Below are 14302 nucleotides of genomic sequence, written 5' to 3' on the forward strand. Positions count from 1 at the left end.
TTGGCGATACCGGGCAGGTGGAAGACGTTCTTGGCCACCTTGTCCAAGATGAGCATGTCGGCGGGGTTGCGCATGTCGTGATCGGTCTCGATCATCAACAGTTCGGGGTTCATCCGGGCCTGGGAGAAATGCCGCTCAGCGGCGGCATAGCCGACATTGGCCGGGGCCGCCGCGGGCAGATAGCGGCGGGCGTCGTAGCTTGTCTTGTAGCCCGGCAGAGCCAGCAGCCCGATCAGGGCGATCGCGCAGGTCACCACCAGGATGGGCCCCGGCCATCGGACGACGGCGGTGCCGATGCGGCGCCACTCGCGGGTCCGCATGGTGCGTTTGGGCTCGAAGAGGCCGAAGCGGCTACCAATGGTCAGCACGGCGGGGGCCAGCGTGAGCGAACCGGCCAGCGCGACGAGGACGCCGAGTGCGGCCGGGATGCCGAGGCTCTGAAAGTAGGGCAGCCGGGTGAAGCTCAGGCAGAATACCGCGCCCGCGACGGTCAGACCGGACCCCAGGATGACATGCGCGGTCTCGTCGAACATGGTGTGGAAGGCGTGTTCGGTGTCCTGGCCGGACTGCCGCGACTCCTGATAGCGGCCGAGGAAGAAGATCACGTAATCGGTGCCGGCCGCGATCACCAACAGGGTGAGCAGGTTGGTCGCATACGTGGAGAGCCCGACGATTCCGGTGTTGGCGAGGAAGGCGACGACCCCGCGCGCCGCTGCCATCTCGACGAGCACCGTCAGCAGCGCGAGGATCATCGTGGCCACCGACCGGTAGACGAAGAGCAGCATCACCGCGATCACCACGATGGTGATCGCGGTGACCTTCACGGTGCCCTTGCTGCCCACGTTGAACTGGTCGGCGATCAGCGGTGCGGCCCCGGTGACGTAGGCCGTGACGCCGGGTGGCGCCGGCGTCTGCGTGACGATGCTCCGGAGGGCGTTGACGGACTCGATCGCCAGCGCCTCCCCCTGGTTGCCGGTCAGATACACCTGGACATACGCCGCCTTGCCGTCGCTGCTCTGCGCGCCGGCCGCCGTCAGGGTGTCACCCCAGAAGTCCTGAACGTGCTGCACGTGCGTGGTGTCGTCGGCGAGCTTGTGGATCAGGTCGTTGTAGAAAAGATGGGCGTCGTCACCGAGCGGTTTGTCGCTTTCCAGGACGATCATCGCCACGCTGTCGTAGTTGAACTCGTGAAACACCTCGCCCATGCGTTTCATGGCCCGCATCGACGGCGCGTCGGCGGGACTCATCGCGACGTTGTGCAACTTGCCGACCTCTTCCAGCTTCGGCACGGCGGTGTTGGTGACCGCGGCCAGCGCCAGCCAGAACAACAGGATCGGCACCGAAAGCCGCCGAATGGTGCGCGGCAGGAAGGAGTTTCGCGATTCGTGGTGGTTGCTCATCCGGACTTGTCCAGGCAGAAGGTGTAAGCGTTCACTGCGTTGACCGTCCTTTCGTCCTTGACGGCGCCGTTGACGATGATGCGACAGCCCAGGAAGTCGCTGTTGCCCTGGGCCACCAGGTTTCCCATCACCGCCGGCTCGGTGGTGGTGATCGTGTACGACCACGGCAGGGGTACGTTCACCACCTGCTGCGGTTGGGCGTCGACGTCGAGGTAGTTGATCGTCGCCGTGCTGCCCGGTGCGCCGAAAACCTCGAGCACCATCTGCTTGGGGTTGAACGGGATGATGTCGTTGGAGATGCCGCCGGCGCCGGACGTGCCGTGCTGGGCGCCGAAGGCCCCGTTGAGCCGGTACATCGCAAACCCCGCGACGCCCACGACGACGATGGCGACCAGCACCATCCACCGTCGCCTGACCAGCCTGGTCACTGAGACTCGTTTCACCTGATTAACGCCTCGACATCCGACAGCTAAACGGTACGGTACCGGACTGTTCCATGACAACGATTCCGGTCGACGTCAGCCCGTGAGCCGGGTGAGGCTGGGGACGAGGACGTCGTCGACCAGCGCCTGCACGGTGCGCCCGGTCGGGGGGCGGTTCTCGATGATGGCGCGGAAGACGAGGTAGCCCGGCAACACGTCCCAGAGCTCGTCGTTGACGGCTGCCCGGTCGATCTCGCCGCGGTCCACGGCCTGCTGCACGATGTGGCTGATCAGCGCTTTGCGCTGGTCGACGAACTGGCGTTGCATGACGTCGTTGAGCGCACTGTTGCGCGACACCTCGACGAGCACCGCGCGGATGGTGCCTGCGTGCCGGCGGGCGTGTTGGGCGATCACCTCCCCCAGCCGCAGCAGATCCCCCCGCAGGCTGCCGGTGTCCGGCGGGACCGCGACCTGTCGGGTGCCCTCGATGAATGCGGCCAGCACCAGCTCGGCTTTCGACGGCCAGCGCCGGTACACGGTGGCCTTGCTGGCGCGGGCGGTGGTCGCTACCGCATCCACCGTCAACCGGTCGTATCCGTGTTCTTGCAGCAGCCGCAGCGTCACCGCGAGCAATTCGGCCTCCCGCGCCGACCACGGGGATGGCGCGCTCGCGCGGTCGGCGGTCCGGGGCACGGCGTCCACGGTATGAAGTATCGCGCATGCTCGTACAGGCGCCCGCCGCATCCGTGTCGTGCACGGCTGCGATGATCTGCTGCGCTACCGTGAGCGATGATGACCCACACCACCACCAGGCTCACCAGTGACGCGCTGGCGTTTCTCACCGAACGCCATCTGGCGATGCTGACCACGCTGCGCGCCGACAACTCCCCGCACGTCGTGGCGGTGGGCTTCACCTTCGACCCCACCACCCACATCGCCCGAGTGATCACCACCGGTGGCTCGCAGAAGGCACTCAACGCCGAGCGCGGCGGGGTGGCCGTGCTCAGCCAGGTCGACGGGGCACGCTGGCTGTCGCTGGAGGGCGCGGCCAGCGTCAGCAGCGCAGCCGACGCTGTTCGCGACGCCGAGTTGCGCTACGCCCAGCGCTATCGAACGCCGCGGGTCAACCCGCAACGAGTGGTGATCGAAGTCCAGGTCGAGCGGGTGCTCGGCTCCTCGGATCTGCTGGACCGGGGATAAAGCTGACGCCTACGACACCGGCACCACGATCAGCTCGTGCGGCCGGTTGTTGAGCGGTTCGCTGCCGTGCTCCGTCACCACCACGATGTCCTCGATGCGGGCGCCCCACCGGCCGGGGAAGTAGATTCCGGGTTCGACGGAGAACGCCATGCCCGCAACCAGCGCCAGGTGATTGCCGGCGACGATGTAGGGCTCTTCGTGCACCGACAGCCCGATGCCGTGGCCGGTGCGGTGCACGAAATACTCCCCCAGCCCGGCACCGGCCAGCACGTCGCGGGCGGCGGCGTCGACCTGCTCGGCGGTCACCCCCGGACGGACCACCGCGACCGCCGCACGCTGAGCGGCTTGAAGCACTGAATAGTGCTGTGCCACTTGTGCACTGGGTTGCCCGAGGCTGTAAGTCCGCGTCGAGTCGGAATGATATCCGGGATCCCACGCACCGCCGATGTCGACGACGACGACATCACCTGCCCGCAGTTCGCGCTCGGAACACTCGTGATGGGGGTCGGCGCCGTGCGGCCCGGACCCGACGATGACGAAGGCGACTTCCGAATGTCCTTCGGCGACAATGGCCTTGGAGATATCCGCGGCGACGTCGGCTTCGGTGCGGCCGGGCGCCAGGAACTGTGCCACCCGGGCGTGCACTCGGTCGATAGCTGCCCCGGCTTTGCGCAGCGCGTCAATCTCACTGGCGTCCTTGATCATCCGTAGCTCGCGCAGCACCCCGGTGGCCAGCACCGGCGCTGCACCGAGCACCTTCGCGAGCGGCAACAGGTGCATTGCCGGCATCGACTCGGTGACCGCGCAGACGCCGGGAGCCCCGCCCAGCGCATCGGCGACCAACCGGTAGGGGTCGGCGCCGTCGACCCAATCTCGCACCGACAAGCCGAGATCCGCTACCGCGGAGGCTTCAAGGGAGGCTAACTCCAGCCGCGGCACCACCATCGTCGGTGCACCGGAGGCGGGCAGCACCAGCGCGGTGAGCCTCTCGAAAGTCTGCGCGCGAGACCCGATCAGATACCGCAGATCGTAGCCCGGGGTGATCACCATGCCGGCCAGGCCGGCGGACGCGCCAGCGGCGGCCGCAGCGGCCAGCCGGCGGGCATAGACCGCGCTGTCGAACCGGTGAGCAACCACAACCCTTAGGCTAACCTGACCGTCGTGCCCTCCCCCGTGCTGCTGCTCGACGGTGCCAGCATGTGGTTTCGCTCTTTCTTCGGAGTGCCGTCGTCGATCACCGCGCCGGACGGGCGGCCGGTGAACGCGGTGCGCGGCTTCCTGGACACCGTTGCCGCCCTGATCACCCGGCATCGGCCCGCCCGGATGGTGGTGTGCCTGGACGTGGACTGGCGACCGCAGTGGCGGGTGGACCGTGTCCCGTCGTACAAGGCACACCGGGTCACCCAACTTGACCCGGACGGCCGGACCGACGTCGAGGAAGTCCCCGACGAGTTGACCCCTCAGGCCGAGATGATCATCGACATCCTCGCCGCGTTCGGCATCGCGACCGGCGGCGCACCCGGATTCGAGGCCGACGACGTGCTGGCGACCCTGGCCGCCGCCGAACGCCGCGATCCGGTGATCGTCGTCAGCGGTGATCGGGACCTGCTGCAGGTGGTCACCGACCGGCCGGTCGAAGTCCGGGTGCTCTACCTGGGGCGGGGGCTGGCCGGGGCGACGCTGTTCGGTCCTGCGGAGGTGGCCGAGCGTTACGGGCTGCCCGTCGACCGGGCCGGGGCCGCCTACGCCGAGTTGGCGCTGCTGCGCGGCGACCCGTCTGACGGGCTGCCCGGCGTTCGGGGCATCGGTGAGAAGACGGCCGCGGCGTTGTTGACTCGTTACGGCTCGCTGACGGCGATCCTGGCGGCCGTCGCGGACCCGACTTCGTCAGTGCCGAAGGCCGCCCGGGCAGAACTGCGGGCGGCCAGCGACTACCTCGAAGCCGCGGGACCGGTGGTGCGGGTGGTCACCGACGCGCCGGTCACGTTGTCGACGCCGTCCGATGCGCTGCCGCGGGTCGCCGCCGAGCCGGCCCGCGCCGCCGACCTAGGCGTCCAGTTCGGAGTGGGGTCATCGATTGCCCGGCTGAGTACGGCACTTGCGGGTCTGCCGGCCTCACCGGCCGGCGATCATCTGGGCCGGCCGACCTCGTAGGTGCCTGAATTGTCCTGGAAGGTCACCGTCACCTGACGCGTGGTGCCGTCGATGCTGACCTCGCAGTTGAAGGTGTCGCCCTTTTTGACGACGGGGCTTTGACCGTCGTTGCATCTGACGTCTTTGACGTTCTTGGCCCCGTAACCGTTGGTCTGGTCGGTGAGGATCTGCTGCACACCGGCTTGCGCCTTGTCGATGTCCAGTTTGGTGGTCACGAAGAAGCCGGGTCTCCAGAAGCCGAGCACCAGCACGGTCAGGGCGACGATCCCGAGGAACGCCGCGGTCACCGCGCCGATCACGGCGGTCGAGCGCTTGCCGGCCTCCTCGGCTTGCCCGTACTGGCCGGGCTGTTGCGGGTACTGCCCGTACTGGCCGGGCTGCTGCGGGTACTGACTGTACTGCCCCGGCTGACCATATTGCGCCGGCTGACCGTACTGTCCCGGCTGGGCGTACTGGGTGGCCTGGTCGTACTGGCCGGGCGGCGGGTACGGCCCGTACTGGCCGGGTTGCGTATAGGGTGTCGGCTGCTGGCCGTGGGGCTCCGGGTGCGGGTAGCCGGGTGTGGCCGACGGATACGGCGCCGCGGGGTATGCCGTCAGCGGCTGCTCATACTGCGGGTACTGCGACGGGGTGTAGGCCGGCGGCTGCCACTGCTGCTCCGGACCCTGCCCGGAACCCTGCTGCTCCTCCCCCGGATCGGTCGGGGCAGGCTGCCAGGGCTGCGTGGGGTCGTACCCCTGCGGTCCGCTCATCTCGTTGCTCAGTCCTCTCCCGTGCCGAACGCTCGCCGGGTATACACCGTAGCGTGGTTCAAGCCTACCCGGCATCAACAGCGACGACGCCACGCAGAATCGTGCCGATCGCTGCTTTCGCGGTGACCCGCAACGCGGGCTCGGGACTGGCGTTGCGCACCTGGTCCAACAGATCGAGCAACTGTCGGCACCAGCGCACGAAATCCCCGGCCGACAGCGGCGACCTCGGGGCGCCTCCCGCTTGCGGGGGACTGCCCGAGGCGGCCAGCGCGGCGGCCAGGTCACCGTTGTTGGCCCAGCGGTACGCGGCGGTGACGAACCCGTCGTCGGGTTCACGGCCGGGCGCGATCCGGTGCCGCTGCTCGTCGGCCCGCAGCGCCGCCGACAGCCTGCGGGTCTGCTGCAGGGCGCGGCGCACCGGCACGCTGGGCGGTTCCCCACCTGCCGACCCACCTGCGCCGCCCCCGTCACCGCCGCGCGACTCGTAGAGCACAGCCGAGACCACCGCAGCCAACTCGGCCGCGGTCAACCCGCCCCACACCCCGCTGCGCAGGCACTCGGCGACCAAAAGGTCGCTCTCGCTGTAGATCCGGGCCAGCAGCCGACCGTCGTCGGTCACCTGCAGGACACTCTCATCGGCCGAGCTGGCCCGGATGAACCCGCGTTCGGTGAGCAGGTCGACGATCCGGTCGAAGGTGCGGGCCAACGAGTTGGTAGCGGCCGCCACCTTCTGGCGAAGCTGCGCGTTGTCACGTTCGATGCGCAGGTAACGTTCGGCTGCGGCGATCCCGGCGTCGCGGTCCGGCGCCCGGTGGGCGGGATGACGACGCAACTGTTCGCGCAACGAGGCCAGCTCCGGGTCAGCGTCCGGGCCGTCTCCGGTCCGCACGCCGCGCCGCCTGCGCTCAGGCGCGACCGTCAGGTCGCCCACGTCGGCCAGGTTGGTCACGGCCGCGCGCAGCGCCGAGGCAACGTCTCGGCGGACCCGCGGCTGGCGGTGTTCCACCCGCTTGGGCAGGCTCATCGACCCCACCGGTGTCCAGCCCCCGGCGCCCGGAGAGTCGGCGGACGAGATCCGACCGGCCCAGCGGTTTTCGGTCAACACCAGCGGCCGCGGCTCGAGGCTGTCCCGGTCGGATTCCAGCACCACCGCCAACCCGCCGCGACGACGGTGGCGCAGGGTGATGATGTCGCCCCGGCGCAGCGCCGCCAACGCGTCATTAGCCGCGCGGCGCCGCTGCAGCCGCGACGACCGGGCCTGGGCGCGTTCCCGCTCGGAGATCTGCGCCCGCAGCCGCGCATAGTCGAGGATCGGCGCATCGGCGCCGCCGATTTCGGCGGCGGTCTGCGCGAGCATCCGCTCGCCGCGTTCGGCGGCGCGGACCAGCCCGACGACGGACCGGTCGGCCTGGTATTGGGCGAATGACTGTTCCAGCAACCGGTGTGCCTGCTCGGGTCCCATCCGGCGCACCAGGTTGATCGTCATGTTGTAGCCCGGGGTGAACGAACTGCGCAGCGGGAAGGTGCGGGTGGACGCCAGCCCGGCGACGTCGCCGGGGTCGAGATCGGGAGCCCAGAGCACCACCGCATGCCCCTCGATGTCGATGCCGCGTCGGCCGGCGCGGCCGGTCAACTGGGTGTACTCTCCGGGTGTCAGCGGGGCGTGCTGCTCGCCGTTGAACTTCACCAGCCGCTCCAACACCACCGTGCGGGCCGGCATGTTGATGCCCAGCGCCAGCGTCTCGGTGGCGAACACGGCCTTGACCAGGCCGGCGGTGAACAACTCCTCGACGGTGTGCCGGAACACCGGCAGCAGCCCGGCGTGGTGGGCGGCGAGACCGCGCAGCAGCCCCTCGCGCCACTCGTAGTAGTCGAGCACCGCCAGGTCGGCATCGGCCAGGTCGCCGCAGCGGTGGTCGATGACCTCCGCGATCTGCGCTCGTTCCTGCTCGGTGGTCAACCGCAGCGGCGACCGGAGGCACTGCTTGACGGCGGCGTCGCAGCCGGCCCGGGAGAACACGAAGGTGATCGCTGGCAGCAGACCCGCCGAGTCGAGAATCTCGATCACGTCCGGCCGCATGGGTGGCCGGTACATGCCGGGCCGGCCGGGTCGCCCCGGACCGCGCCGCCGGGGCTGTCGATCGGCCAGGCGGTCCGCCTCACGTCGATGGGCGATATGGCGCAGCAGCGCCGGGTCGACAACCGGTTGCCTGGTCGCATGAACCTCCGGAGCGTCTGAGTGGGCCCGGTAGTCGAACAAGTCGAACAGCCGTTTGCCCACCAGCATGTGCTGCCACAGCGGCACCGGACGGTGTTCGTCGACCACGACCGTGGTGTCGCCGCGCACGGTCTGGATCCAGCCGCCGAACTCCTCGGCGTTGCTGACCGTTGCCGACAGGCTGACCAGCCGAACGTCGTCGGCCAGATGCAGGATGACCTCCTCCCACACCGCGCCACGCATCCGGTCGGCGAGGAAGTGCACCTCGTCCATCACCACGTACGACAGTCCTTGCAGTGCAGGCGAGTCGGCGTAGAGCATGTTGCGCAGCACCTCGGTGGTCATCACCACCACGGGCGCGTTGGCGTTGACCGACAGGTCGCCGGTGAGCAGTCCGATGCGGTCTTTGCCGTAGCGCGCGGTCAGGTCGGTGTGCTTCTGGTTGCTCAGCGCTTTCAGGGGTGTGGTGTAGAAACATTTCCCGCCGGCAGCCAGCGCCAGGTGCACCGCGAACTCGCCGACGACGGTCTTGCCGGCGCCGGTCGGCGCGCAGACCAGTACGCCGTGGCCGTCTTCTAGCGCCGCACACGCCCGCTGCTGGAAATCGTCGAGGGTGAACGGCAGTTCGGCGGCGAACCGGGCCAGCCCGGACGATCCCGTCGACCCGGTCATGTCGGTGGTTTGCGGCGAAGCCGATCAGCTGATGTCTTCATGGACCGCTGACGGCGGCTCGATCACCGATGCTTGGCCGTCTGCTTGGTCGTCGGCGATTTCGGCGGCTTCGCGCTTTGCTGTGCGCCTGTCGTGCAACCGGGCGATCTGGACGGCGAACTCCAGTAGCAGGGTCAGCGCAGACCCGAGCACCAGCATGGAAAACGGGTCCGAGCCGGGCGTGAACACCGCAGCGAAGACGAACATCGTGAAGATCAGTCCACGCCGCCAGGACTTGAGCCGGGCATAGGTCAGCACACCGGCCAGGTTGAGCATGACGATCAGCAGCGGGAACTCGAAGCTGACCCCGAACACCACCAGCAGGTTGACCAGGAAGCCGAAATAGCGGTCACCGGAGAGGGCGGTCACCTGCACGTCGCTGCCGACCGTCAGCAGAAACCCCAGCGCTTTTGCCAGCACCAGATACGCCAGGACCGCGCCCGCTACGAACAGCCCCGCCGCCGACACCACGAATGCCGCCGCGAACCGGCGTTCCCTGCGGTAGAGGCCGGGTGTGATGAACGCCCACAGCTGGTAGAACCAGACCGGGCAGGCCAGCACGATCCCGGTGGCCATCCCGACTTTGAGCCGCAACATGAATTGGTCGAACGGCGCGGTCGCCAGCAGCCGGCACTGCCCGTCGGCGCTGATGTCCGCGCGCGCCGACGCCGGCAGCGCACAGTACGGATGCCGCAGCCACTCGCCCAGGCTGCCCAGCCCGAAGAGCGAATGGGTGTACCAGATGAACCCGACGATCGTCGCGAGCGCGATGGCGGCCAGAGCGATCAACAGCCGGGTCCGCAGCTCACGCAGGTGATCGACGAGCGACATCGTCCCGTCAGGGTTAACGCGGCTACGGCGATGACGCGGGTCGAGTCGCCTGAGCAGTTCGGGGGTGCGCACGGATACGTTCAGTCGGGGGTACTTCCGCGCCGTATCGGCGATGCCGGGCCTAGACCGGTCGTCCGTCGGCGCCGGGCGGGTCGACGCGCTCGGACTGCACCGGGGTGGGGGGTGCTTGCGGTTTGGTGTCGTTCTGCAGCTCGCGAACCTCGGATTTGAAGATGCGCAACGACTTACCCAGCGAACGCGCCGCGTCGGGGAGCCGCTTGGCACCAAACAGCACAATCACCACGGCCAACAGGATCGCCCAGTGCCACGGACTCAGACTGCCCACTTTGGTCACCTCCAGACGTCGCCTCGATGCTACCGCAGCTCACCGCGTGAGCTCCTCAACCGCGCCGCCCAGCCTCGTACGCCGCCTCATACGCCGTCTCATAGGCCGCGACCGCCGCCGTCGCGGCCGCACGCACCCGGGCCGCCAGCGGCTCGGGCCCCAGCACCTGCACCTCCGGCCCGAAGCCCAGCATCAGGCGGGTCATCCACTCGTCGGAGATGTAGGTCACCGCGGCCTCGCAGTAACCCTCGGACAGTTCCCGCACGACCCGCATCGGGTAGTACTCGAACATCCATGACGCCGATGGCGCCACCCGCAGCGTCGCCGCTGGCAGCGCCGGGTCGGCGGCGAACAGCGAGGTGTCCGTCGACGCCTGCGCCGCCGGTTGCGGTGCTGCAGACGCCTCGTCGAGCACGGTGGCGGCGACGACACGGTCGAACCGGAACAGCCGCACCGCCTCGGCCTCACGGCACCAGGCCTCCAGGTAGCTGTGGTTACCGATCACCGCCACCCGGATCGGGTCGACCACCCGGTGGGACATCGTGTCGTGCGAAGCCGCGTAGTAATCGATGGCCAGCGCCCGCTTCTCCCGCACAGCGTCGCGGACCGCGCCGGTGGCCGCGTCGTCGGTGGGCCCAGGTTCGTCGGCCGCCGCCGGTGACGGACCCGCCGCGGCGCCGGCCGCCGACTCGATCTTGGCGATAGCGCTGCGCGCCGCCGCCGGGTCGACCACACCGGCAATGTCCACCAGCGCGCGCAGGGCTACCAGCAGGCCGGTGGCCTCCGGTGAGGTGAGCCGAAGCGGGTGGTCGATACCGGCCGAGAACGTCACCTCGATCGTGTCACCGATGAATGCGAAGTCGATCAGATCGTCGGGGTAGTAGCCGGGCTGACCGCAGACAAACAACTGGTTGACGTCCTGGTCGAGCTGCTGCACCGTGACGCCCAGATCGGCGGCGGCCTTGGCGCGGGTGACCCGCGGGTTGGCCTGAAAGTACGGCACCATATTCAGCAGCCGCACCAAGCGGGAAGACACGGGGTTCATCTGCGCTGCCCCTTCTCATTGCGATGGGGGGCATCGTCGCTGGCGCGGGTCATTTCTCGCCCCCGCAGGCTGCGGCGGCCCGGGCGCGCAACCGGGCCAGCACGTCGTCGCGCAGCGAGTCCGGTTCCAGTACGACGGCATCGGCACCGTGTCCGGCGATTTCGCGGGCCAACCGGTCGGTCGACCCAACGTCGAGCTCGATCACCTCACCGTCGCGGCCGGCCAATTTCCTGCGCCCGACCGAAGTCCCGGCACGGCGCACTGCGATGGCCCGGCCGTCGGCCACCCACACCCGGGCCCGAACGTCGGCGGGCGCCGGAAATTGGCCGGCCACCGCATCGGCCACGATCTGGCGTAGGTCGACGTCGTCTGGCCGCGTGACCGCGCCGACCGGGCCGATCACGGTGACAGCACCACCGATGCGGGACAACCGGAACACCCGGGTGGCGTCGCGGTCACGGTCGTGACCGACCAGATACCAGCGGCCGTTAGCGGTGATCACTCCCCACGGTTCGACGGTGCGGACGGCGTAGGGTTCGGCGCGCGACGGGCGATGCTCGAACTGCACCGCCTGCCCGCTGACGGTGGCCGACAGCAGCGCGCCGAGAACGTGCTGGGCGCCGCGCAGCCCAGGCGGCCCGGCGGCCGGGGCGATGGTGACCGTGGGGTCGGGGTCGACGTCCACGCCGGCGGCCCGCAGTTTGAGCAACGCACCCTGGGTGGCGCTGATCAGCTCCGGGGTCTCCCACAGCTGCGTGGCCACTGCCACCGCGGCGGCCTCGTCGGCGGTCAGCTCGACGTCGGGCAGCGCATAGTCATCGCGGTTGATGCGGTAGCCCTCGACCAGATCGAATGCCGACACCTTGCCGGTCTCCAACGGAATGCCCAGATCCCGCAGTTCGTTCTTGTCCCGCTCGAACATCCGGGAGAACGCGTCCGCGGTGGGGCAGTCGGCGTAGCCGGCCACGCTGGACCGGATCTTCTCCGCGGTGAGGTAGCCGCGGGTGGACAGCAGTGCGATGACGAGGTTCAGCAGCCGTTCGACTTTGGCGGTGGCCACCCTGACAGGGTAGTTGCTCAGTCCGCTTGCCCGGCTCGCATCGTCGTCGGGTCACATGCTCGCGATCAGCCGGTTGACCCGTTCGTCGACCGACCGGAACGGGTCCTTGCACAGCACGGTGCGCTGGGCCTGGTCGTTGAGCTTGAGGTGCACCCAGTCGACGGTGAAGTCCCGGCCGGCGGCCTGCGCCGCAGTGATGAACTCGCCGCGCAGCTTGGCGCGGGTGGTCTGCGGCGGGGTGTCGACCGCATCGTCGATCTCCTCGTCGGTGGCGATGCGGGCCGCCAGACCCTTGCGTTGCAACAGGTCGAACACGCCGCGGCCGCGTTTGATGTCGTGATAGGCCAGATCCAGCTGGGCGATCTTCGGGTCGGACAGCTCCATGTGGTAGGCGTCCTGGTAGCGCTGGAACAGCTTGCGTTTGATCACCCAGTCGATCTCGGTGTCGACCTTGGCGAAATCCTGGCGCTCCACGGCGTCGAGCTGGCGTCCCCACAAGTCGATGACCTGCTCGACCTGCGGGTTGGACCCCCGGGTCAGCAGGTACTCGACGGCACGGCTGTAGTACTCGCGCTGGATGTCCAATGCGCTGGCCTGCCGGCCGCCGGCGAGCCGCACCGGGCGGCGGCCGGTCAGATCGTGGCTGACCTCGCGGATAGCGCGGATCGGGTTGTCCAGCGAGAAGTCGCGAAACGACACCCCGGCCTCGATCATCTCCAGCACCAGCGTTGCGCTGCCCACCTTGAGCATCGTGGTGGTCTCGGACATGTTGGAGTCGCCGACGATGACGTGCAGTCGGCGGTACTTCTCGGCGTCGGCGTGCGGCTCGTCGCGAGTGTTGATGATCGGGCGGGACCGGGTGGTCGCGCTGGACACGCCCTCCCAGATGTGCTCGGCGCGCTGCGACAGGCAGAATGTGGCGGCCTTGGGGGTTTGCAGCACCTTGCCGGCACCGCAGATCAGCTGACGGGTCACCAGAAAAGGCAGCAGCACATCGGAGATCCGGGAGAATTCGCCGGCCCGCACGATCAGGTAGTTCTCGTGGCAGCCGTAGGAGTTGCCCGCCGAGTCGGTGTTGTTCTTGAACAGATAGATGTCGCCGCCGATGCCCTCGTCGGCCAGTCGCTGCTCGGCGTCGATCAGCAGGTCTTCCAGCACCCGTTCGCCGGCATGGTCGTGGGTGACCAGCTGCACCAGGTTGTCGCATTCGGCGGTGGCGTACTCGGGGTGGCTGCCCACGTCGAGGTACAACCGGGCCCCGTTGCGCAGGAACACGTTGGAGCTGCGGCCCCACGACACCACCCGGCGGAACAGGTAGCGGGCCACCTCGTCCGGGGACAGCCGGCGGTGGCCGTGGAACGTGCAGGTGACACCGAATTCGGTCTCGATGCCCATGATTCGCCGCTGCACGTGATCGAGGGTACTGGTTGACGCGCGGCAACGGCGGCCAGGTCCGCGCACCTGCGCGCACGGCGTGCAGTGACCATCGGGACAGTCCAGTGCAGTGACGTCAGGGGCGGGCGGCACGCCGCCGACATCGTTTAAGGTGGGAAACCGCGCGGCTGCTGCGCGCATCGGGCCCTCGTATCCCAACTGGCAGAGGAAACGGACTCAAAACCCGTACAGTGTGGGTTCGAATCCCACCGAGGGCACCTTATAAGCGCAGAAGGGCCCGTCGATGCGCAGCGGTGGACCGACGTCACGGTAACCCAGAGTCGGCCCGCATCCCGCCGAGGGCAATCTGCAGGCGGGTGGGGCACGGCTTATCGCGTTAAGCTTCGATCATGCCATCCAGGGCGGTCGGACGGCACTGCGCTGCCGCACCGGTCGAGGCAGACACTGGGTACCGGCGGTCGCATTGCGTCCCCGCCCGCACGCGACACTACGAGCAACGGGTGGCCCAGCGGCTGCGGGTGCTCAAGATCGCGGCGTGGCTCGCAGCGGCGATCAGCGGGGGTTTCGGGATACTGCAATTCTTCGTCGGTCCGGGCTATTGGTGGATCGGTGTCGTCAACCTGGCTGCCGCGGCTGTCTTCGTGTCGACTCCGATGCTGTACCGCTACGGGGAGTTCGTCGCGCCGTTGACGTTCACCTGCACCGCGTACCTGACGACCTTTGTGGTCTGCTGGGCGGTGGGAACCGACTCCGGCCTGCAGTTTTACT

The 14302-nt window shown here is 68.7% G+C and carries 13 protein-coding genes, 1 tRNA gene and 1 pseudogene; 4 read left to right on the forward strand and 11 right to left on the reverse strand.

Going from position 1 to position 14302, the window contains the following annotated elements; genetic code table 11:
* The 3 genes from AC2VOP_RS15970 to AC2VOP_RS15980 all read right to left on the reverse strand — a co-directional run.
* The coding region (locus AC2VOP_RS15970) for an MMPL family transporter (protein WP_486961892.1) at positions 1-1400 on the reverse strand (1400 nt) is incomplete at its 3' end.
* A complete protein-coding gene (locus AC2VOP_RS15975) occupies positions 1397-1828 on the reverse strand; it encodes an MmpS family transport accessory protein (RefSeq protein WP_486961893.1) in 432 nt (143 codons plus the stop codon). The genes AC2VOP_RS15970 and AC2VOP_RS15975, both read right to left, overlap by 4 nt.
* A 90-nt stretch (positions 1829-1918) precedes the next feature.
* Positions 1919-2566 carry a TetR/AcrR family transcriptional regulator gene (locus AC2VOP_RS15980; RefSeq protein WP_486961894.1) on the reverse strand — a complete coding sequence of 216 codons (648 nt, stop codon included), beginning with the start codon at positions 2564-2566 and terminating at the stop codon, positions 1919-1921.
* Positions 2567-2614: 48 nt separating this feature from the next.
* Between AC2VOP_RS15980 and AC2VOP_RS15985 the strand changes: the two genes are divergently transcribed.
* On the forward strand, positions 2615-3022 hold the full coding sequence (locus AC2VOP_RS15985) for a F420-dependent biliverdin reductase (RefSeq protein ID WP_486961895.1): 408 nt from the start codon (positions 2615-2617) through the stop codon (positions 3020-3022).
* A 9-nt stretch (positions 3023-3031) separates the two neighbouring features.
* Here AC2VOP_RS15985 and AC2VOP_RS15990 read toward each other — a convergent pair whose 3' ends face one another.
* Positions 3032-4159 (reverse strand): M24 family metallopeptidase, encoded by a 1128-nt coding sequence (locus AC2VOP_RS15990; protein ID WP_486961896.1) that lies wholly within the window; start codon positions 4157-4159, stop codon positions 3032-3034.
* Positions 4160-4183: 24 nt separating this feature from the next.
* On the opposite strand from AC2VOP_RS15990, the gene AC2VOP_RS15995 reads away from it, so the two are divergent.
* On the forward strand, positions 4184-5176 hold the full coding sequence (locus AC2VOP_RS15995) for a 5'-3' exonuclease (protein WP_486961897.1): 993 nt from the start codon (positions 4184-4186) through the stop codon (positions 5174-5176).
* Here AC2VOP_RS15995 and AC2VOP_RS16000 read toward each other — a convergent pair.
* The 7 genes from AC2VOP_RS16000 to pafA form a co-directional block, all read right to left on the reverse strand.
* Positions 5152-5928, reverse strand: coding sequence for a DUF4333 domain-containing protein (locus tag AC2VOP_RS16000; protein WP_486961898.1), 777 nt, complete (start codon positions 5926-5928; stop codon positions 5152-5154). The two genes, AC2VOP_RS15995 and AC2VOP_RS16000, sit on opposite strands and share 25 nt — an antisense overlap.
* 64 nt (positions 5929-5992) lie before the next feature.
* Positions 5993-8818, reverse strand: coding sequence for a DEAD/DEAH box helicase (locus AC2VOP_RS16005; RefSeq protein WP_486961899.1), 2826 nt, complete (start codon positions 8816-8818; stop codon positions 5993-5995).
* Positions 8819-8842: 24 nt separating this feature from the next.
* Positions 8843-9760: a twin-arginine translocase subunit TatC gene (gene tatC / locus AC2VOP_RS16010; protein WP_486961900.1), complete on the reverse strand. Its 918-nt coding sequence runs from the start codon at positions 9758-9760 to the stop codon at positions 8843-8845.
* Positions 9761-9809: 49 nt separating this feature from the next.
* Positions 9810-10034 carry a Sec-independent protein translocase subunit TatA gene (gene tatA / locus AC2VOP_RS16015; protein ID WP_486961901.1) on the reverse strand — a complete coding sequence of 75 codons (225 nt, stop codon included), beginning with the start codon at positions 10032-10034 and terminating at the stop codon, positions 9810-9812.
* A gap of 55 nt (positions 10035-10089) precedes the next feature.
* Positions 10090-11079, reverse strand: a complete 990-nt coding sequence (locus AC2VOP_RS16020; RefSeq protein ID WP_486961902.1) for a helix-turn-helix transcriptional regulator — start codon at positions 11077-11079, stop codon at positions 10090-10092.
* Between the two features lie 49 nt (positions 11080-11128).
* The gene (locus AC2VOP_RS16025; protein ID WP_486961903.1) at positions 11129-12139 is read right to left on the reverse strand and encodes a helix-turn-helix transcriptional regulator; all 1011 of its coding nucleotides are present in this window, start codon (positions 12137-12139) and stop codon (positions 11129-11131) included.
* A 51-nt stretch (positions 12140-12190) separates the two neighbouring features.
* Entirely contained in the window at positions 12191-13549 is a 1359-nt protein-coding gene (gene pafA, locus AC2VOP_RS16030; RefSeq protein ID WP_486961904.1) for a Pup--protein ligase, read from the reverse strand.
* 168 nt (positions 13550-13717) lie between these two features.
* On the opposite strand from pafA, the gene AC2VOP_RS16035 reads away from it, so the two are divergent.
* Both AC2VOP_RS16035 and AC2VOP_RS16040 read left to right on the forward strand, forming a co-directional pair.
* A tRNA-Leu gene (locus AC2VOP_RS16035) sits at positions 13718-13791 on the forward strand.
* A 243-nt stretch (positions 13792-14034) separates the two neighbouring features.
* Positions 14035-14302 (forward strand): annotated as a pseudogene (locus AC2VOP_RS16040) (adenylate/guanylate cyclase domain-containing protein); the annotation flags it as partial.

This window comes from Mycobacterium sp. TH-M106 (assembly GCF_057473765.1).